The organism is Mycolicibacterium sp. MU0050 (assembly GCF_963378085.1).
Lineage (GTDB): Bacteria > Actinomycetota > Actinomycetes > Mycobacteriales > Mycobacteriaceae > Mycobacterium > Mycobacterium wendilense.
The window spans coordinates 3,889,302-3,906,195 of the sequence record NZ_OY726395.1 but is presented as its reverse complement, the minus strand read 5'-3'; the positions used below and the strand labels follow the sequence as shown (position 1 = coordinate 3,906,195).

Genomic DNA, 16,894 nt, shown 5'->3' with positions numbered 1-16,894 from the left:
TCAGAGCCCGACCCGCGGGAACATCATGATGTACAGCTGGCTGATGGCCACGTTGACCACCATCAGGATGAGGATCGATTCGACGACGGCGGCGTTCACGGAGTTGGCCACCCCGGTCGGGCCGCCCACCGTGGACAGGCCCTTCTGGCAGGAGACGATGGCCACGATGGCGCCGAAGATCACCGCCTTGATGAGCGCGACCACCAGGTCGCCGGTGGTGGCGAAGGAGGCGAAGGTGGCCACGAAGCTACCCGGCGCGCCGTTCTGGAAGTACACGTTGAACAGGTAGCTGGCCAGGAAGCCGACGAAGCACACCACGCCGGTGAGCGCGACGCCGATCATCACCGCGGCGACGAAGCGCGGCACCACCAACCGGCGGATCACCGAGACGCCCATGACCTCCATCGCGTCGGTTTCCTCCCGCATCTTGCGGGAGCCGAGGTCCGCGGTGATCGCCGAACCCACGGCCGCGGCCATCAGGATCGCGGCGGTCAGGGAGGCGGCCTGCCGGATCACGGCCAGTCCGCTGGCCGCGCCGGCCAGGGAGGTGGCGCCGACCTGGCCGGCCAGCAGGGCGAACTGGATCGACAGCGTGACCCCGATGGGCAGCGCCACCAGCACCGTGGGCACCACGGCCGTGCCCGCCATGAACGCGCCCTGACGGATGAACTCGCGCCACTGGAAGCGGCCGGTCACCAGGTCGATGAACAGGTACTGCAGCGTGCGTACCCCGAGCACGAACTGGTCGCCGACGGTGGCCAGCGAGGCCAGCGGGTGACGGCGCGCGTAGCCGGTGGTCCAGTCCTCGATGGCGTTGACACCGGAGGGCGCGACGCGACCCGGTGCGGTCCCGTCGACCGGCACAGTCAAGCTTCCTCCCGATTCTCGGCGACGTTCGACGGTGTGTGAGGACCGCCGTTGTCAACTTCGAGACGGTATCGGTGCGGGCGCCGTGTGTCTTGGTTTTGCGCAGAATCGGCGTACACATATTCGCGATTCTGTGCACTGCCTGCGCCGATCGCACTCGGAGGCCGCCGAGGCCGAGCTGGCTCGTCGCTGAGAACGATAATTGACGCTAAAGACAGGTGTCAGGCGGGTTTTTTGGCGTGACAGAACTTCGCTGGAACGCAACGCGCGGTGCGCCGTTGACCCGCCGCCGGGTCCCCGTCACCGCCGTTGTCGGGGCCAGGCGTCGAGTGCCCAGCGTCGTTAACTTATTCGCCGGGCTGCGCGGCCCGGGGGAGGTGATCTGGCCGCCTGCGCCAGCGCCCGCCAGATGCCGAAGGGGCCGGTGCGGAAGTTCCGAAGAATTGCTCGATGCCCACCCCGGTCACGCTCACAGCCAGCCTCCCCACAGGTCGACCAAGTCTAAGCACACCGCGCCGGGCTCGCCGGGTTATCCGGCGGGGTCGACGACGCTGTAACGAACTGCGGGTCCGCCGTCGACCCCTTACTGTGGGCACCGTGTTGAGCAGAGTCGCAATCCTGGCCGGAGTAGGGCTCGCTGCTGCGATGGCCGCGCCGTGGTCGGCCGCCGGGGAACCGGCCCCGCCGCCACCCGCGGTCCCCGATGTCAACGCCTTGCCGATGGTCAGTCCGGTGGAGTACTCCGCGCTGGACAACCGCTACTTCGCGTTCGGCACCGCCGACGGGCTGACGTGCGCGTTGGATCGCACCAACGGGGCCTACGGCTGCAGCGGCCCGATTCCGGCCGCGCCGGGCGGTGCCAACATGGTCAGCGGCGGGGCCATGAGCGCGCCGGCCTTCACCACAGCGAACCGGCCGGTCTTCGACCACCTGGCCCCGGTCAAGCAGTTGCCGCCGAATACCCGGATGAGCTTCCGCACCGTCAGCTGCACCAGCGACGGCGTGGCCACCACGATGTGCGTCAACTCGCAGAATCAGACCGGATTCGTGCTGACACCCTCGGGCAGCTTCGTGTTGACCAGCAACCCGCTGCTGGACCGACCGGAGGGCACCAACCCCTACTCCAACTGAGCCGACTGAGCCAGCCGACTCAGCGCGCCGGATCAGAACCCGGAGCCGTGCACCTCGTGGCCGGGATGCTCGGCGATCAGCCCGCGGTAGGCCTGCTCCACCGTCGAGCCGTGGTTGATCACGCCGTCCACCTCGCGCGCGATCGGCATGTTCAGGCCGTACTGGTTGGCGAACTCCATGATGACGCTGGCGGCCTTGACGCCCTCGGCCACCTGATTCATCGCGTCGATGACTTCCGCGATGGACTTGCCCTGGCCGAGTTGCTCGCCGACGTGCCGATTGCGGCTGCGCTGCGAGGTGCACGTGACGATCAGGTCGCCCATGCCCGCGAGCCCGGCGAAGGTGTCGCGGTGGCCACCGACCGCCTCGCCGAGCTTGGACATTTCGCGCACCGCCCGGGCCATCACCATGGCGCGGGTGTTCTCGCCGATGCCCAGGGAGTAGCCCATGCCCACCGCGATCGCGTAGACGTTCTTCAGCGCCCCCGCCATCTCCACGCCGATCACGTCGTCGGTGGTGTAGGTGCGAAACCGCTTGGTGCGGAACAACTGCGCCAGGTTGGCGGCCAGACCCTGGTCCGGCATGGCCAGGACCGCCGCGGCCGCATACCCCTCGGCGACCTCGCGGGCGATGTTGGGCCCGGCCAGGATTCCGGCCGGATGCCCGGGCAGCACCTCGTGGACGATCTGGCTCATCCGCATGTTGGTGCCCTGCTCGAGGCCCTTGACCAGCGACACCACCGGAACCCAGGGCCGCAACTCCTTGGCCAACTCGCCGAGCACGCTGCGGAAGCCGTGCGAGGGCACCCCCATCACGATGACGTCGGCGCAGTGGGCGGCCTCGGAGAAGTCGTTGGTGGCGCGCAGCGAATCCGGTAGCGCCACTTCACCGCCGAGGTACTCGGTGTTGCGGTGGTGCTCGTTGATGTCCTTGGCGGTGGCCTCCGACCGCACCCACTGCAGGGTGGGGCCGCGGCGCGCGCAGATCGCCGCCACCGTGGTTCCCCACGATCCTCCGCCGAGCACCACGACCTTCGGTTGACGCACATCCGCTGCCATGGCGCCCAGCGTATTGCGGTGCCTGGCGATTGGCGGGCGCTTTGCTCGGACCGCGCCGGCGAGTCGGGTGCCGGGCTACGCGCTCAGCGGACTCCGATGCGCGACACGACCGAAGACCATCGACTCCTCGATCCGGTCGGTGCGGTGGTCGATGGCGTCGGCGAAGTAGTTCTGCCGCACGTTCCACGGCCGCTTGGTGCCCGACTTCGGCAGTGCGTGCGGTGCCCGCTGCACGTACCCCGCGTTGATGTCCCAGGACAGCTTCTCCGGCATCGGCTCGTCACCGAGATGCGGGTAGGCGTGGGTATAGCCGTGGGCGTCCATGAAGGCGACCAGTTTGGCGAACTGTTCGGCGGTCATGTCGGCGCGCAGTGTCCACGACGCGTTGGTGTAGCCCAGGCACCAGGCCAGATTGGGCACGTTGTCGAGCATGTGCGCCTTGTAGGCGTAGCGGTCCTGCGGCTTGATCTCGGTGCCGTCCAGGCTGATTCGCACACCGCCGAGGGCCTGCAGTTGCAAACCGGTGGCGGTGGCCACGATGTCGGCGGTCAGGTGCTGGCCCGACTTGAGCCAGATGCCGGTGGCGTCGAAGCGCTCGATGTGGTCGGTGACGATCTCCACCTTGCCCGAGGAGATCGCGTTGTACAGGTCGCCGTCGGCGTCCAGACACAGCCGCTGGTCCCACGGGTTGTAGCGCGGCTTGAAATGCACGTCGACCGGATAGCCGGGGGGCAGGCTGGCCGTGGCGCGGCGGCGGATGAAGCCGCGCATCACGCCCGGGAACTTGCGGGACAGGAACCAGACGACGCCCTCGAACAGCGCGGCGTAGCACCGGGCGAACCAATGGGAGAACTTGCGCGGTGCGATGTTGCGCACGAATTGGATCAGTCCATTGACGCGCTTGCCCGGGAACACGTAGGTCGGTGACCGCTGCAGCATGGTCACTTTCGCGGCGCGCCGGGCCAGCGCCGGCACCAGCGTCACGGCCGTGGCCCCGCTGCCGATCACCACGATCCGCTTGTCGGTGTAGTCGAGGTCCTCGGGCCAGTGCTGCGGGTTGGCGACGATCCCCTCGTACTTGTCGAAGTCGGGGAAGTCCGGGACGTAGGGCTCGTCGTAGTTGTAGTAGCCGCTGCCGAAGAACAGGAAGCGGGCCTGGTACGACTTGGTCGCCCCGTCCTGCTCGACGTGCACGGTCCAGGTGTCGGTGGTCGAGTCCCAGTCGGCGCTGCGCACATAGGAACCAAACCGGATGTGGCTGTCGATGCGGTGCTTGCGGGCGAAGTCGACGAGGTAATTGCGGATGTCTGCGCCGTCGGCGACGCCGTCGCGCTCGGTCCACGGCTCGTACGGGAAGCTCAGGGTGAAGATCGAGCTGTCCGAGCGGACCCCGGGGTAGCGGAACAGGTCCCAGGTTCCGCCGATCTGGTCGCGGCGTTCCAAGATGACGTAGCGCTTGCCGGGGTTGCGCTCGACGAGCCGGTAGGCCGCGCCCAGTCCGGAGATTCCCGCGCCGATGATCACCACGTCGAACTGCTCGGTGTTGCCACCGGTGTCGACCTGTGAGTCGTGCTCGACCGTCGTCATGGAGGACCTCCCGCAGTGTGCTTTTCGTCACTGTCCACCATAGGCATCAACCCACCGGTGGGCTAGGCGCAGGACCCGGTCAGCGGTAGTTGACGAACTGCAGCGCGATGTCGAGGTCGGCGCCCTTCAGCAGCGCGATCACGGCCTGCAGATCATCGCGCTTCTTGGAGCTGACCCGCACCTCGTCGCCCTGGATCTGCGCCTTGACGCCCTTGGGGCCCTCGTCACGGATGATCTTGGTGATCTTCTTGGCCTGCTCGGAGTCGATGCCCTGCTTCAGCGTGCCGGTCAGCCGGTAGGTCTTCCCGCTGGCCTGCGGTTCGCCGGCGTCGAACGCCTTCATCGAGATGTCCCGGCGGACCAACTTCTCCTTGAAGACGTCGACCGCGGCCTTGAGCCGCTCCTCGGTGGAGCTGACCAGCTCGATGGCCTCCTCGCCCTTCCAGGCGATCGTGGTGTCGGTACCCCGGAAATCGAAACGGGTCGCCAGTTCCTTGGCCGCCTGGTTCAGCGCGTTGTCGACCTCTTGCCGGTCGACCTTGCTCACGACGTCGAACGATGAATCCGCCATTGGATGCCATCCCCTCTTACTCGGTGGTGTGCCGTTTTCGTGTTGAGTACATCCTCGTTGTACCCTGCTATTCGCACCAACCCGGGTGCAGGTGGACCCGGGCGTGGCGCGAACCCGGCAGGTTGCCCGAGCGGCCAATGGGAGCGGACTGTAAATCCGTCGGCTTACGCCTACAGTGGTTCGAATCCACTACCTGCCACAGCAGATCAGGCCCCCTTTCGAGGGGGCCTGATCGCGTTCTACGCACCCTCGGGTGCAACCTAACCGCCGAGATCGACGAAATGCCGGACCGCTCTCGTACAAACCGGCCCAAACTCACCTTTGGGCCGCCGGCTCCAGCGCGGCCACTCGGGCGTCGAGCCAGCGGTGCATCGACGCGACGGCCTCGTGCAGCTTCGGTTCGTCGAGTCCTTCGCTGAGCGGCACCCGCGCGGCGATCCCGTCGAGGCGGGCGTGGGCATGCCCGTCGGCGAAGAGTTGCCGGTACAGCTGCGCGTATTTCTCGTCATAGGTCGGCGCCCACGCCGTCGAGGCAAGGAACTTGTCCTTGAGCAGGTTGCCGCCCAGCGGAGGGCGCTTGCCGTCGGCGCCCGGCGGCGGCTCGGCACCCTCGGGGATCTTCAGCTCGACCTTGTCCTGCGGTGCCGTCTCCGGGTCGCCGACCATCGCCAGGTTCAGGTCCCAGGAGATCACCGAGAACCTCTTCGCGGTCAGGTCGTACCAGAGGTAGTAGTTCTGGCCGGGGCCGCCCATGTCGTCGCCGTTGACCAACAGGTTCTGGGTGGCCAGGTAACGGGCCAGGGAGTCGACGTCCACCCAGTCGGTCAGATGCGCGTCGAACTCGTCTTGGTCGGCGTGCTGCAACCACGCTGCGAAGTCGACGATGGGCTGCAGATTTCCGCTGCCCACGGCGTTGATCTGGGTGAACTGGTGGGCGTAGGCGGACTGGTCGGGGCCGGCGAACTCCAGGCGGGACTCCGCATCGGCCTTGTAGAGATAACCGGGGGAGTCGAACAGGGCGTTGGCGTAGCCGTCGTCGGGATGCTCGAGCAGCAGTCGCGTGGTGCGCTGCCCGTTCAACGTGTAGGTGGCGTAGGTGTAACGCTGGGTGGGCTGGCCGGAGTCGGCGGTCAACGACAACGCCAGGGCCTCGTTGAGCACCGGTGCGCCGGGGCGCACCGACAGCTCGGTCAGCCCTTGATACGCGCGGCCGGCGGCGTTCTCGTCGAAGCTGATCAACAACGGCAGCGAGGTCGGGTCCTCGGCCGAGGCGGCCATCGACATCATGGTCTTGAAGAACTCGTCGGGCATCGGCGGCTTGCCCGGTCCGCCCGGTCCTGGGGGCCCTGGGGGTCCGTCGCCGCGCAGGCCCATCAGCGTCGAATTGCCCTTCAGTCGTACGGCCACATCGCGAATCACGGTGCCGTCGAGGGTGATGTCGGCGCTCACCCACTTCTTGGCGCCGTCTCGCACGTACGCCGAGAGCATCTCGCGGTACTCGGCGTCGGTGAGTTCGACGATCAGGCTGTGCGGCACGCCGGGGTCGAACAAATCGACTGTGCCTGCGATGTTCTCGGTGATCGGCGCCGCCAGCACGGTCACCTCGCCGGTGACATACGGGCGGATCCGGGTCTGGCCGAACGCCGCCGTCAGCGCCACGGTCGCCACCATGAGCAGCGCCGGCAGCTTCCAGTGCTGACGCAGCCGGGTCGGGAGCCGGTGGACGAACCGCCGCCGCGGCTCAGATGTCGGTCTGGTCATAGCCGGTCAGCACCGTTACCCGCTGCCCGCTGTTGACCGCGCTCAACGCCGCGATCAGCTCGCCGCTCTTGCGGCCCTTCTTCAGCCGGGCGGTGTAATAGAGCTCGTTGAGCGCGCCGGCGCGCGCGGATTCGGTGGAGACCAACTCGAATTCGGAGCAGAAGTCGATCAGCACGTCTTCGACGCGGGCGGTGTATTCGGGCTCCGGGGGCACCTGGACCTTGACCACCTGGCGCTGCACGTCGAGGGAGAACCAGTTGAACCGGTACATGACGACCAGCACCAGGCACACCACCGCGGTCGCGACGGCGGCCAGCAGATAGAACCGCGTGCCGGTGGTCATCCCGATCGCCATCGCCAGGAAGACGAAGCCCACGTCGCGAGTTTCCTTGATGGCGTTGCGGAATCGGATCACCGACAACGCGCCGACCAGAGCGAAGGCGCGGGCGATGTTGGACCCGACCACCAGCATGATCACCGAGATCACCATGCAGACCATCACCAGGGTCTGAACGTAGGACTGGCTGTAGGAGACGTTCTTGTGGGTGTAGCGGTAGGTCCAGCCGATGATCGAGGCCAGGACGAACGAGAGGGCCAGCGAGGCGGCGACGTCGAACACGGTGAACGTCCCGCTGAGGTCCTGCAGGTCGATGGTCATGGAATTCCTTTGTGAGCGAGCGGATTACAGGTCGGCGGCGACCAGCTGGTCGGCGGCGTCCAGCACCAACTCCGGTGGGCCCAGCGCCGATCGCGGTGCCAGCCCGAAGGCCTGCACGGACTGGCAGTACTTCGAGATCCGCACGACAGACATCTCGGCGCGCGCAGCGAGGTCGGTGACCCAGTAGGGCACCCGCTCGTTGGCCTTGATCTCCACGATCGCCAGCTTGGGCGGGATGGTGTAGCGGTTGGTGGCGCCGGAGGCGAAGTGGAAGTCCCGGTCGCGGCCGTGCACCTTGTGGTCGATGGTGACCCGCAGGCCCAGATCGGCCTCCCAGCCCACGAAGGCCTCGCGCCGGTAGCCGGTGGTGACGATCGGACGCAGATCGAGGTTGCCGACCAGCGTCGTCACCTCCTCGACGAACGGGCGCTCCGCGGGGCTGCAGGAAATCTGCTCGCGGCCGTCAAGCCAGCGCCGGGCCGTCCCATAGGGGAGCGCGAGGCGCCGCTTCTGGGTCACGCGGTTGACGCGCTGCTTGATCTCGACCTGCACCGGGGTGTCCTCGGTGCATTCGGCCGGCGTGCCGTACAGGCGCATCCGCAGCTTGCGGCGAAACCGCAGCCCTTCGATCTTCTCCCAGTAGAAGCGGAGGTCCGGGGTGTCGTAATAGAGCGACGTGACGGGATAGCCGCCCTGGGGCGAGTACGCGTCGACCGCCATGTGTGCCGCGAGTTGCTCGCGCAGCGCCGGCACCTTGAACTCGTCGAGCAGGTACTTGATCTCGTAGCGGTTGAACGCGTGCAGGCGGCTGGCGGTCTGCTGATAGCCGGTGGGGGTGGTGGGGACGTCCTCGGGTGGCCGTGCGCCGCCGCGCCGGGCGAACAATTTCATTACTTACGTCGACTTTCCCGCTCGTTCATACTTAGTTCATCTAGCAGACCATCTAAAGCTATGGGCTGCCTGTGCGGCAGCTGGGTATGGGGACTGTGACCGGGATTGCGCTGGTTTCGGATTCAAAAGCGCCGGTAGTGGGCATAGTGCTGGCACACGCACTTGTCAGAAGGAGCCCCGCATGTCGTCCCCCGATGCCAGCCCCGGAGTCCAGAGTCGGACGGGGAAGGGCCCGCTGTTGGCCGTCGCCGTCGTCGTCGCCACGGTGGCCATGCTGGTGGTCAACGGCATGGCCAACGCGATGCAGATCAACGGCCAGTCCACCGGCGATGTCACCCGTGGCTACGAGGTCTACTTCATCCCGGCCGGGTACGCGTTCAGCATCTGGAGCCTGATCTATGTGGGCCTGATCGCCTACACGGGCTACCTCGGATGGAGCGTCTTCCGCGGTCGCGATGCCGACACCGCCGTGGCCATCGCCCCGCTCTACATCCTCACCGCGGTGGCCAACGCGAGTTGGCTGCTGTCGTGGCACTACAACCAGTTCCCGCTGAGCATGCTGGTGATGGTCGTGCTGCTGGTGACGTTGATCGTCATCTACCGGATGCTGGCGGCCCGGCCGGCGGCCTCGCGACTCGAGCTGTGGACCGTGCACATCCCGTTCCGCGTCTACCTCGGCTGGATCTCGGTGGCCACCATCGCGAACGCGACCATCACGCTCGACGACGCCGGCTGGAACGGTTTCGGCATCTCCGAGCCCACGTGGGGCGTCATCATGATCGTCGTCGCCACCGCACTCGGGTTGGTCATGAGCTTCATGTACGCCGACGCGGCGTATGTGGCCGTGCTGGTGTGGGCGCTGGTGGCCGTGGCCGTGCGACTCAGCGACACCACCTCGGTGTTCGTCGCGGCACTGGCCGGCGCCGTGGTGCTCGCCGGCGTCGCGGTGGTCAACGCGTTGCGGCGCCGGGAGTTGCCCGCCAAGGTCACGGTCTGAACCTGGCGATGTCGATTCGGCTGATCAGGTTGTCTCGCAGTTCGAGCGCGACCAACGCAAGCGGGTGACCCCCGGGCGCAAGGATCCGCACTGTCCGGCCGTCGATGCTCAGCGCTACGCAGGCGCGGATGCGGTCGGCGAAAAGCGTTGTTTCTTCCGCGATCTCGCGCCGTCCAGTCGTCACCGTCGAGGTGTCCGGCGGCACCAGCGAGGCGTCGACACGGCGTACGCAGTCTTCGGTCATCAGGGCGATCATCGTGGCGATGTCGCCGCCGCCGGCGGCGGCCAGAAACGCGTCGACAACGGCGGCATCGACGTCAGCGGCTGTGACCACCTCACCGTCCCGCACCCGTTGTCGCGCACGGCTGGCGTGCTTCTTGGCGCTCACCGCGGAGCTGCCGAGGATCCGCGCGATATCGACAAACGGCACGTCGAACAAATCGTGGAGCACGTAGGCCACGCGTTGCGGGGGTGTGAGCCGGTCCATCAGTACGAGCAGGGCCCGGGAGATCTGTTCACGTTGCAGGTAGTCCTCGTCGGCGGCTACCTGCTCACCCGGGAGCATGTCCACCTGTAGCGGTTCCTCCCCGCGTCGGCTGCGGATGCGCAACTGGTCGAGGCAGATCCGGGTCACGACGGTGGTCAACCACGCCGCGCTGTTGCGAACTTCGGCGGTCCGGGCGCCGTGGGTGCGTAGCCAGGTCGACTGCACCGCGTCCTCGGCGTCGTGCAGCGAACCGAGGAGACGGAATGCAATGGCCGTCAATTGTGGTCGGGCCGCTTCGAAATCTGCTGTCGATATCACCAGGTGTCACCTTTCCTCGGTGCGCGGCGTCGGGACAGAGAAGGCCATCTCGATCGAACCGACAGACACCGGAGGAACCGTCCGTGCATGAGCGTACTGCTGTTCGTCTAACCTCGACCCGCCCCCGATCGGCATGAGCGGGCTGCTCGCGGCGACACTGTTGTGCATCGTCGCCAACGCCGCGATCGCCGTCGCCGACTACGCCCGCGCCGGTTTCGTGCTGAAGAACTCCGCCGAAGTCGGCGTTTCCAGTGCCGCGGTGCCGTATTTGGCGACGCTGAAGCTGGCCGGGGCGCTGGGCCTGACTGTCGGTCTGATCGCCGTGCCGGGACTCGGGCTCGCCGCGGGCGCCGGATTGGTGCTGTTCTTCATCGGCGCGGTGGTGGTGCACGTCCGCGCACGAGTGCTCCACACCATCGCGTTTCCCGCGTTCTACCTGTTGCTTGCGGGCGCGGCCACGGCGTACTTCGTGGGGGTGGTAGCCGGGTGACTCACCCCACGCGTAATCCGGTGACCGCGAAGCGTTCCACTTCGGCGACGTGCCCGCCCGTCGAGACCACCACGGTCAGCGTGCCCGGCTGCACCGGTTCGGTGAGCGTCACCTGGGCCGACCACGGTTGGTTGTCCCCGCCGGCCGGCAGGCAGCAATACTCGCCGAGAGGGCCGTCGCGGCCGACCTGCCGCACCTGCAGGTGCAGGCTTTCGTCGACACCGCTGATCCGGCCGCCGGCGTCGATGACGTCCCCCGCGATGCTGCCGTAGGGCGGCGACTCCAGCGTGAGAACCCCGTCGCGGGTGCCGACCACTTCCCAGGGCGCGTCGGGGCCGGACCCGAAACGGGCCAGGTGGACTTCGGCGGCCGTCGTCGTCCGGTCGTCGGGAAGCCGATACCCGACCTCGACCCAGGCCTCGTCGTCGCGCTCGGTGACGTTCACAATGCGGTCAATGTCGGTGAAGCCCAGGAAGTCTCGCGTGAATGCGAGCGCGGTGGCACCGGCGTCGCGGTGCCGGCCGGCCGCGGCGCCGTCGGCGTCCTGCTGGCTGGTGAAGGGCCAAAGCGGTTGGTAGGCAAAGTCTTCGGCCGGCGGGGTGGCGGGGGCCGCGGTGCACGCCGCCACGGTCAGCGTGCACAGGGCGGCGGACAGTGGGCCGCGGATCCGCGGTCTCGCGGCGCGGCGGACGGCGGGGCGCATGGCTGCGATGATGCTGTGCGGGTGGCAAGATCGCAACCCCGCCGAGCGCGCGCCGAGACCGACAAAATGCCGAAACCTTCTCGCACAAAGCGGCCCAAACTCACGTTTGGGCTAGTTGGAGGGCGGCGTGCGCGGGCCTGTGATGCGCATCACAGCAGGAGTATCCTGGTGGCATCTCTGCGACGGAGGGAGCCGCAATGAAGGGCGCGTATTGGGATCCCATCGATCACGCTCGAACCACCCAGCCTCGGGCCGGCGAATCGTTCATCGACACGCTGTGGTGGCCGGGACTGCTCCTGTTGGGGATCGGCACCATCTTGATCGCTTGCACGGTGGCCGCGTCGGCCTACGGCAACTCCGGGCTGTCGTTGACGCTGGCGCTGATCGCCGGCGCCATCGTCACCGCGGGCACGGTGTTGATCACCCTGGAGCATCGGCGCGTCAACCGCGTGGAGCGCCGCTGGCGGGCGGAGCATCCGGACGGGGCGCCGCGCCTGCGCGCAAGCTGACACGGGCCGCCCGAGCGGCTGCGCCGGCGGCCTGCGGCGCCCTCACCTGCGCAAATAGCTTAGCTGTGCTTACATAACGGTTTTCGTGTGTCAGTGTGCTTTATCCCACACGACGTCCTACACTGTGGTCCACGCCATAAGTGAAGGGAAATGCAATGGTCGGATTTGATGACGGCCCGTTGGGACAGTCCAAGAAGGCGCTGCCTCCCGCCGCGGGTGGATCGATCAGCGGCCACCGCGCACTCATGGCGGTGCTTTTGTTCCTCATCGGCGTCGCCGTTGTCACCGGCGTCGCGGTGGCCGTGATGAGCGGGCAGGCGGCGGTGGCGATCGCCATCGGACTCGTCGGCGCGGCCTTCTTCAGCCGAGTGGGCGCATAGCCGCTCAGTCGGGCAGGCTCTCCCGGAACTCCGGCGTCGCCTCATCGGTGACGTCGGCGAATTCCGGATGCTTGTCGACGTAGCTCGCGACCATGCTGCAGACCGCGACAACGCGGACGCCTTCGTCGCGGGTGGCCGAAAGCGCCTCGCCGATCAGCAACGTCGCCAGGCCGCGGCCCTGGTACTCGTCGTCGACGACGGTGTGGAAGAACACCCGCCGCCCGTCTCGTTCGACGTATTCGGCGTAGCCCGCCTCGGCGCCGTCCACGCCGACGGTGAAGCGGTCGGATTTCTTGGTGACGGTGACGGGCGCGCCGGTCTTGTCGGTGAGAGTCATCAGGGGACCTTTCGTGTTGGTGGTTGACGTGGTTTGAGGCGGGTGGCCGGCAGCGGGGGAGCCGGAATCCGTTCCCGCGCACCCCGGTAGCCGCGCACGGTCCCGAACCGCTGGGCCCCGGCTTCCCATTGCTCGCGATACTCGACGATCTCCTCGTGGGTGCGCCCGACGAAGTTCCACCACATCAGCAGTTCCTCGGTGAAGGGCGGGCCGCCGAGCAGGACGGCGCGAGCGCGGCCGGCCCCGGGGTTGTTCAGCGTCAGCGAGGTTTTCCCGACGCCTTGGTAGGCCAATTCGTGCGGCGCCACCGCGGTTCCGGCAACGGTCAGGCCACCCGTGTCGAGCAGCACGGCGTGCTCGAAGGCGGGATCGATGTCCAGCCCCACCGAGCCCCCGGCGGCCAGGTCGATCTGGGCACCCAGCAGCGGGGTCGGTGTCCGCACCGGCGACGCCGACCCGGCCAGCGATCCCAGGAACACCCGCAGCGTCGCATCGCCGGCGGCCGTCGGCTCCGGTACGTAATGGTCGAATCCGCGGTCGCCGTGGCGAGTGTCGGCCGGCAGCGCGAACCACAGCTGGACACCGTGCAGGATGCTCGTCGCCGACGTCGACACCTCGGAATGGCAGATGCCGGCGCCGGCCGTCATGAGGTTGAGTTCACCCGGGTGCACCATCGCGTGCACACCGGCGGAGTCGCGGTGCTCGATCTCCCCGCTGAACAACCAACTGACCGTTGCCAATCCGGTGTGCGGATGCGGCGCCACATCCATGCCCGGCCGGGACCGGATGTCCTCCGGGCCGTAGTGGTCCGCGAAGCACCAGGCGCCCACCATCGACCGTTGGCGCTGGGGCAGCGTGCGGCGCACCCGCATGGCGCGGGGGCCGCCCAGCGGTACATCGCGCGGCGTGAGGATCTCGATGCGCTCGGAAGGCCCTGCCGTGCAATCGACTTCGACGGGATCCAGCTCGAGGTTGCTCACGGCGCCTCCTCGGCGACAAGTCCACCCGTGGGTGGGACGATCGGTACCGCCATCACCTCGATGGTCCGTGGTGGCGAGGCAGAACGCAACTGTCGGGGTCGACGGATAGCATGCCGAACAGAACGCCGATGGTGAAGGGGGGCGCGGGGTGGTCACTACTCCGGGTGAGGTGCCAAGGCTGATCAACGGGGCCGAGCGGCGCGTGTGGGACGCGCTGCGGACCCAGTTGGGGCCGACGGATCTGGTGATTCCGGGCAAACGGGTCACCGACCACCTCAAGGACCACGAGGTCGACTTCGTCGTCGCCATCGAGGGCGCCGGCATCGTCTGCCTGGAGGTCAAGGGTGGGGAGGTCACCCACGACGGCCAACGCTGGCTGCAGCGCCGCCGCGACGGCAAGCACCACGAGATCGAACCGGTGCGCCAGGCCCGGGAAGCGTGTTATGCCCTGCGGTCTTTCGTCGAGAGCGACCCGCAGTGGACGCAACGTCGGCTGCGGTGGGATCACGTGGTGGTGTTCCCCAATACGGCGGTCCCCGCCGATTTCGCGGTGCCCGACTGTCCCCGCTGGAAGGTCATCGACCGCGATGATCTGTCGGACATCGCGACTCGGCTCACCCGGGTGCTACTCGACCAGGAGCTGGACCGGCCGCTGCTGGCCGCGGACGGCATCGAGGCGCTGCAGGTCGTCCTCAGCGGGCGCGGGCTGCCGCAGCGCGACGTCGTCGCGCGGGCGCTGGAGAACGAGGACGCGGCCGACATCCTCACCGAACACCAGTCGGTGATCCTGGACGCCATCCGGCAGTTGCCCCGGGTGGAGGTGCGCGGGGGAGCGGGCAGCGGCAAGACGTTTCTGGCCGTCGAGCAGGCGCGTCGGCTCGCGCAGCGCGGGCAACGGGTGGCGCTGGTGTGTTACTCCCACGGCCTGGCCAGCTACCTGCAGCGCATCACGGCCAAGTGGCCGCGGCGGCAACAACCGGCCTATGTCGGCGAGTTCCATGAGCTCGGCGTGACCTGGGGTGCGCCGGTGGGGCCCGACGAGTCCGTGCGCAACGAGGCGACCGTCAAGTTCTGGGAGCACGACCTGCCGCACCAGATGGCGGAGTTGGCGGCCGCGTTGGAACCCGGCCACCGGTTCGACTCCGTGGTGATCGACGAGGCGCAGGACTTCGCCGACGCGTGGTGGGACCCGATCCTGGCCTCGCTGCGCGACGACGAGTCCGGCGGCATCTACGTCTTCACCGACGAGGGCCAACGCGTGTTCGACCGCCACGGCGCGCCACCGGTTCCGCTGGTGCCGCTGATCCTCGACCACAATCTGCGCAACACCCGGCAGATCGCCACCGCATTCCAGCCGCTGGTGGACCACCCGATGCGCTTCCTCGGCGGGGAGGGCCCGGCCGTCACCTTCGTGGCCTGCGGCACCGACGACGCCGTGGCCGCCGGCGACGATCAGGTGGACCTGCTGCTGGACGCGGGTTGGCGTCCCGAGGACGTCGCGCTGCTGACCACCGGCAGCCGCCACCCCGAACAGGTGGCCCGCCAGACCGAGGGGCACGACGCGTACTGGGACAGTTTCTGGGACGCCGACCAGGTGTTCTACGGCCATGTGCTCGGATTCAAGGGCCTGGAACGCCGGGCCGTGGTGTTGGTGGTCAACGAGCAGGCCAAGTTCGAACGCTCCCGCGAGCGGCTCTACGTCGGTCTTTCCCGGGCCCGCGACCAGCTGGTGGTGTGCGGCGATCCGGATTTCGTGGCGACCGTGGGCGGGCCGGATCTGGCCCGCCGGCTGGGCATCTAGTCCGCGAACCCGCGCAGCACCGCCCGCACGCCGGCCGTCCACCGCCGGTCTACCGACGCCGCCGAGCGGCCGAGCCAGTGGCCGCCCTCCTGGACCGCCAAACCCTGTGCGAGAGCCAGCAATACGTGGGCGATGTCGACGGGGTCGCCGGCCAGTTCGCCGGCGTCGAGGCAGCGCCGAATCCGTGCCAGCAGGATCTCTCGCACCGTCGGGGCGTCGGGGCGCACGTCGCCCGGGGAGGCATCGACGTCCTCGAACGGGCGGGAGAACATCACCCGCGCCAGGGCGGGGTAGTCGAGGCAGAACCGACGGAAGGCCGCGATCAGCTGCTCCAGGTCGGCCAGCGGTGCCTCGGTTTCGGGCACCGCGAGCAGCGCAAGCGCCAGCCGCCGGAAGCCTTCGAGATACACCGCGCGCACCAATCCGGCCTTGTCGGTGAACAATTCGTAGACCGCCGGCAGCGAGGTGCCCGCGCGCTGCGCGACCCGGCGCGTCGTGAAGCCCGAGAAACCTTCCTGGCCCAGCACTTCGACCGCGGTCGAGAGCACCCTGTCCCGCAGCTCCGGGGTGCGCTGCTTGGGTCTGGCCACGCCCGGCCTCAGGTCAGGCCGAGTTCGGCCGCCATGTTCTCGATGCCGGCCCGGATCCCGGCCAGCGCGTCGGCCCGTGCGCGCAGCTTCGACTCGAGGTGGGCGCGCTGGTTCAGGTTGGCGAACTCGCGTGCGGACTCCTCGGCCCGCTCGAGTACCGCCTCGGGCAGGGCGATCTCGTCGATCCAGCCCGCGGCCTGGGCGGCCTCGCCGAAGTACACCTTCGCCAGCCCCGTCGCCTGCTGGCGGGCCGACGGGGTCAGGCGCAGCTTCATCACCTCGAGCGCGGCGTACGGCAGCACCATGCCGATGGCGACCTCGTTGGCCTGAATGTTGTAGCCGGGGGCCGCGATTCGATGATCGCCGCTGCACAACAGGAACGCGCCCATGGCGATGGCGTGCCCGGTGCAGGCGATCACCACCGGCTTGGGGAACGACAGCAGTCGGTGCGTCAGTTCGAACCCGCCCTGGAGCATGGCCAGCGCCGCGTCCGCGTCGCCGGACTGGAACACCTTGAGGTCGAAGCCGCCGCTGAGCACCTTCTGGTTGCCGGCGAGCACGATCGCGCCGACCCCGTCGCTCTCGGCGCGGTCCAGCGCCGCGCCGATGGCCTCCTGCATGCGCGGGCCGAGCACGTTGGCCTTGCCGTCGTCGAGGGTGATCACGGCGATCGAGTCGTCATGGCGATAGGTGACCGGGTCGCTCATGGTGCTCCTCAGGGGCTGGGGCGGGTGGTGTCCGCGACGTTACGTAACGTTGTTACGAAACGTCAAGAGGT

19 protein-coding genes and 1 tRNA gene are annotated in these 16,894 nt (G+C 68.1%); 7 read left to right on the top strand and 13 right to left on the bottom strand.

The genetic code is table 11. The features are described 5' to 3' along the window. Positions 1-864, bottom strand: coding sequence for an MlaE family ABC transporter permease (locus tag R2K23_RS18640; RefSeq protein WP_396893637.1), 864 nt, complete (start codon positions 862-864; stop codon positions 1-3). 600 nt (positions 865-1,464) lie between these two features. On the opposite strand from R2K23_RS18640, the gene R2K23_RS18635 reads away from it, so the two are divergent. After that, positions 1,465-1,998, top strand: a complete 534-nt coding sequence (locus R2K23_RS18635; protein ID WP_316511637.1) for a hypothetical protein — start codon at positions 1,465-1,467, stop codon at positions 1,996-1,998. 32 nt (positions 1,999-2,030) lie between these two features. Here R2K23_RS18635 and R2K23_RS18630 read toward each other — a convergent pair whose 3' ends face one another. The 3 genes from R2K23_RS18630 to R2K23_RS18620 form a co-directional block, all read right to left on the bottom strand. After that, a complete protein-coding gene (locus tag R2K23_RS18630) occupies positions 2,031-3,056 on the bottom strand; it encodes an NAD(P)H-dependent glycerol-3-phosphate dehydrogenase (RefSeq protein WP_316511634.1) in 1,026 nt (341 codons plus the stop codon). 75 nt (positions 3,057-3,131) lie between these two features. Beyond that, a complete protein-coding gene (locus tag R2K23_RS18625) occupies positions 3,132-4,643 on the bottom strand; it encodes a flavin-containing monooxygenase (protein WP_316511632.1) in 1,512 nt (503 codons plus the stop codon). 79 nt (positions 4,644-4,722) lie between these two features. Continuing rightward, on the bottom strand, positions 4,723-5,214 hold the full coding sequence (locus R2K23_RS18620) for a YajQ family cyclic di-GMP-binding protein (RefSeq protein WP_316511630.1): 492 nt from the start codon (positions 5,212-5,214) through the stop codon (positions 4,723-4,725). Between the two features lie 116 nt (positions 5,215-5,330). Here R2K23_RS18620 and R2K23_RS18615 point away from each other — a divergent pair. After that, positions 5,331-5,413, top strand: a tRNA-Tyr gene (locus R2K23_RS18615). A gap of 116 nt (positions 5,414-5,529) precedes the next feature. On the opposite strand, the gene R2K23_RS18610 is transcribed toward R2K23_RS18615, so the two are convergent. Genes R2K23_RS18610 through R2K23_RS18600 form a run of 3 tightly spaced genes read right to left on the bottom strand, consistent with a single transcriptional unit; the run spans position 5,530 to position 8,524 of the window. Next, positions 5,530-6,975 carry a CotH kinase family protein gene (locus R2K23_RS18610; RefSeq protein ID WP_316511628.1) on the bottom strand — a complete coding sequence of 482 codons (1,446 nt, stop codon included), beginning with the start codon at positions 6,973-6,975 and terminating at the stop codon, positions 5,530-5,532. Beyond that, the gene (locus R2K23_RS18605) at positions 6,956-7,633 is read right to left on the bottom strand and encodes a DUF4956 domain-containing protein (protein ID WP_316511626.1); all 678 of its coding nucleotides are present in this window, start codon (positions 7,631-7,633) and stop codon (positions 6,956-6,958) included. The genes R2K23_RS18610 and R2K23_RS18605 overlap by 20 nt, the downstream gene beginning before the upstream one ends. A gap of 24 nt (positions 7,634-7,657) precedes the next feature. Next, positions 7,658-8,524: a polyphosphate polymerase domain-containing protein gene (locus tag R2K23_RS18600; protein WP_316511624.1), complete on the bottom strand. Its 867-nt coding sequence runs from the start codon at positions 8,522-8,524 to the stop codon at positions 7,658-7,660. Between the two features lie 181 nt (positions 8,525-8,705). Here R2K23_RS18600 and R2K23_RS18595 point away from each other — a divergent pair, with 181 nt between their 5' ends. Then, positions 8,706-9,521, top strand: coding sequence for a tryptophan-rich sensory protein (locus R2K23_RS18595; protein WP_316511623.1), 816 nt, complete (start codon positions 8,706-8,708; stop codon positions 9,519-9,521). Here the strand turns inward: R2K23_RS18595 and R2K23_RS18590 are convergent. After that, a complete protein-coding gene (locus tag R2K23_RS18590; protein WP_316511622.1) occupies positions 9,511-10,326 on the bottom strand; it encodes a sigma-70 family RNA polymerase sigma factor in 816 nt (271 codons plus the stop codon). The two genes, R2K23_RS18595 and R2K23_RS18590, sit on opposite strands and share 11 nt — an antisense overlap. Before the next feature lie 133 nt (positions 10,327-10,459). On the opposite strand from R2K23_RS18590, the gene R2K23_RS18585 reads away from it, so the two are divergent. After that, positions 10,460-10,816 carry a DoxX family protein gene (locus tag R2K23_RS18585; RefSeq protein WP_316511619.1) on the top strand — a complete coding sequence of 119 codons (357 nt, stop codon included), beginning with the start codon at positions 10,460-10,462 and terminating at the stop codon, positions 10,814-10,816. Position 10,817: 1 nt separating this feature from the next. Here R2K23_RS18585 and R2K23_RS18580 read toward each other — a convergent pair whose 3' ends face one another. After that, entirely contained in the window at positions 10,818-11,519 is a 702-nt protein-coding gene (locus R2K23_RS18580) for a hypothetical protein (protein ID WP_316511617.1), read from the bottom strand. A 197-nt stretch (positions 11,520-11,716) separates the two neighbouring features. Here R2K23_RS18580 and usfY point away from each other — a divergent pair, with 197 nt between their 5' ends. Both usfY and R2K23_RS18570 read left to right on the top strand, forming a co-directional pair. Continuing rightward, positions 11,717-12,028, top strand: a complete 312-nt coding sequence (gene usfY, locus R2K23_RS18575) for a protein UsfY (protein ID WP_316511614.1) — start codon at positions 11,717-11,719, stop codon at positions 12,026-12,028. 155 nt (positions 12,029-12,183) lie between these two features. Then, on the top strand, positions 12,184-12,408 hold the full coding sequence (locus R2K23_RS18570; RefSeq protein ID WP_316511612.1) for a hypothetical protein: 225 nt from the start codon (positions 12,184-12,186) through the stop codon (positions 12,406-12,408). Between the two features lie 4 nt (positions 12,409-12,412). Here R2K23_RS18570 and R2K23_RS18565 read toward each other — a convergent pair whose 3' ends face one another. Both R2K23_RS18565 and R2K23_RS18560 read right to left on the bottom strand, forming a co-directional pair. Next, entirely contained in the window at positions 12,413-12,745 is a 333-nt protein-coding gene (locus R2K23_RS18565) for a GNAT family N-acetyltransferase (RefSeq protein WP_316511610.1), read from the bottom strand. Then, entirely contained in the window at positions 12,745-13,725 is a 981-nt protein-coding gene (locus R2K23_RS18560) for a pirin family protein (protein ID WP_316511607.1), read from the bottom strand. Before R2K23_RS18560 ends, R2K23_RS18565 begins: the two co-directional genes overlap by 1 nt. A gap of 148 nt (positions 13,726-13,873) precedes the next feature. Here R2K23_RS18560 and R2K23_RS18555 point away from each other — a divergent pair, with 148 nt between their 5' ends. Continuing rightward, positions 13,874-15,526, top strand: a complete 1,653-nt coding sequence (locus tag R2K23_RS18555) for a nuclease-related domain-containing DEAD/DEAH box helicase (protein ID WP_316511605.1) — start codon at positions 13,874-13,876, stop codon at positions 15,524-15,526. Here the strand turns inward: R2K23_RS18555 and R2K23_RS18550 are convergent. Together R2K23_RS18550 and R2K23_RS18545 are read right to left on the bottom strand one after the other, a co-directional pair. Next, positions 15,523-16,116, bottom strand: coding sequence for a TetR/AcrR family transcriptional regulator (locus R2K23_RS18550; protein ID WP_316511602.1), 594 nt, complete (start codon positions 16,114-16,116; stop codon positions 15,523-15,525). The two genes, R2K23_RS18555 and R2K23_RS18550, sit on opposite strands and share 4 nt — an antisense overlap. Before the next feature lie 8 nt (positions 16,117-16,124). Beyond that, positions 16,125-16,823, bottom strand: coding sequence for a crotonase/enoyl-CoA hydratase family protein (locus tag R2K23_RS18545; RefSeq protein ID WP_316511600.1), 699 nt, complete (start codon positions 16,821-16,823; stop codon positions 16,125-16,127). Positions 16,824-16,894 lie beyond the last annotated feature (71 nt).

Excerpts from the sequence above, each read along its gene's own strand:
- R2K23_RS18630 (WP_316511634.1), bottom strand. The coding sequence starts at position 3,056 with ATGGCAGCGGATGTGCGTCAACCGAAGGTCGTGGTGCTCGGCGGAGGA.
- R2K23_RS18625 (WP_316511632.1), bottom strand. The coding sequence starts at position 4,643 with ATGACGACGGTCGAGCACGACTCACAGGTCGACACCGGTGGCAACACC.
- R2K23_RS18620 (WP_316511630.1), bottom strand. The coding sequence starts at position 5,214 with ATGGCGGATTCATCGTTCGACGTCGTGAGCAAGGTCGACCGGCAAGAG.
- R2K23_RS18610 (WP_316511628.1), bottom strand. The coding sequence starts at position 6,975 with ATGACCAGACCGACATCTGAGCCGCGGCGGCGGTTCGTCCACCGGCTC.
- R2K23_RS18605 (WP_316511626.1), bottom strand. The coding sequence starts at position 7,633 with ATGACCATCGACCTGCAGGACCTCAGCGGGACGTTCACCGTGTTCGAC.
- R2K23_RS18600 (WP_316511624.1), bottom strand. The coding sequence starts at position 8,524 with ATGAAATTGTTCGCCCGGCGCGGCGGCGCACGGCCACCCGAGGACGTC.
- R2K23_RS18595 (WP_316511623.1), top strand. The coding sequence starts at position 8,706 with ATGTCGTCCCCCGATGCCAGCCCCGGAGTCCAGAGTCGGACGGGGAAG.
- R2K23_RS18585 (WP_316511619.1), top strand. The coding sequence starts at position 10,460 with ATGAGCGGGCTGCTCGCGGCGACACTGTTGTGCATCGTCGCCAACGCC.
- R2K23_RS18580 (WP_316511617.1), bottom strand. The coding sequence starts at position 11,519 with ATGCGCCCCGCCGTCCGCCGCGCCGCGAGACCGCGGATCCGCGGCCCA.
- usfY (WP_316511614.1), top strand. The coding sequence starts at position 11,717 with ATGAAGGGCGCGTATTGGGATCCCATCGATCACGCTCGAACCACCCAG.
- R2K23_RS18570 (WP_316511612.1), top strand. The coding sequence starts at position 12,184 with ATGGTCGGATTTGATGACGGCCCGTTGGGACAGTCCAAGAAGGCGCTG.
- R2K23_RS18565 (WP_316511610.1), bottom strand. The coding sequence starts at position 12,745 with ATGACTCTCACCGACAAGACCGGCGCGCCCGTCACCGTCACCAAGAAA.
- R2K23_RS18545 (WP_316511600.1), bottom strand. The coding sequence starts at position 16,823 with ATGAGCGACCCGGTCACCTATCGCCATGACGACTCGATCGCCGTGATC.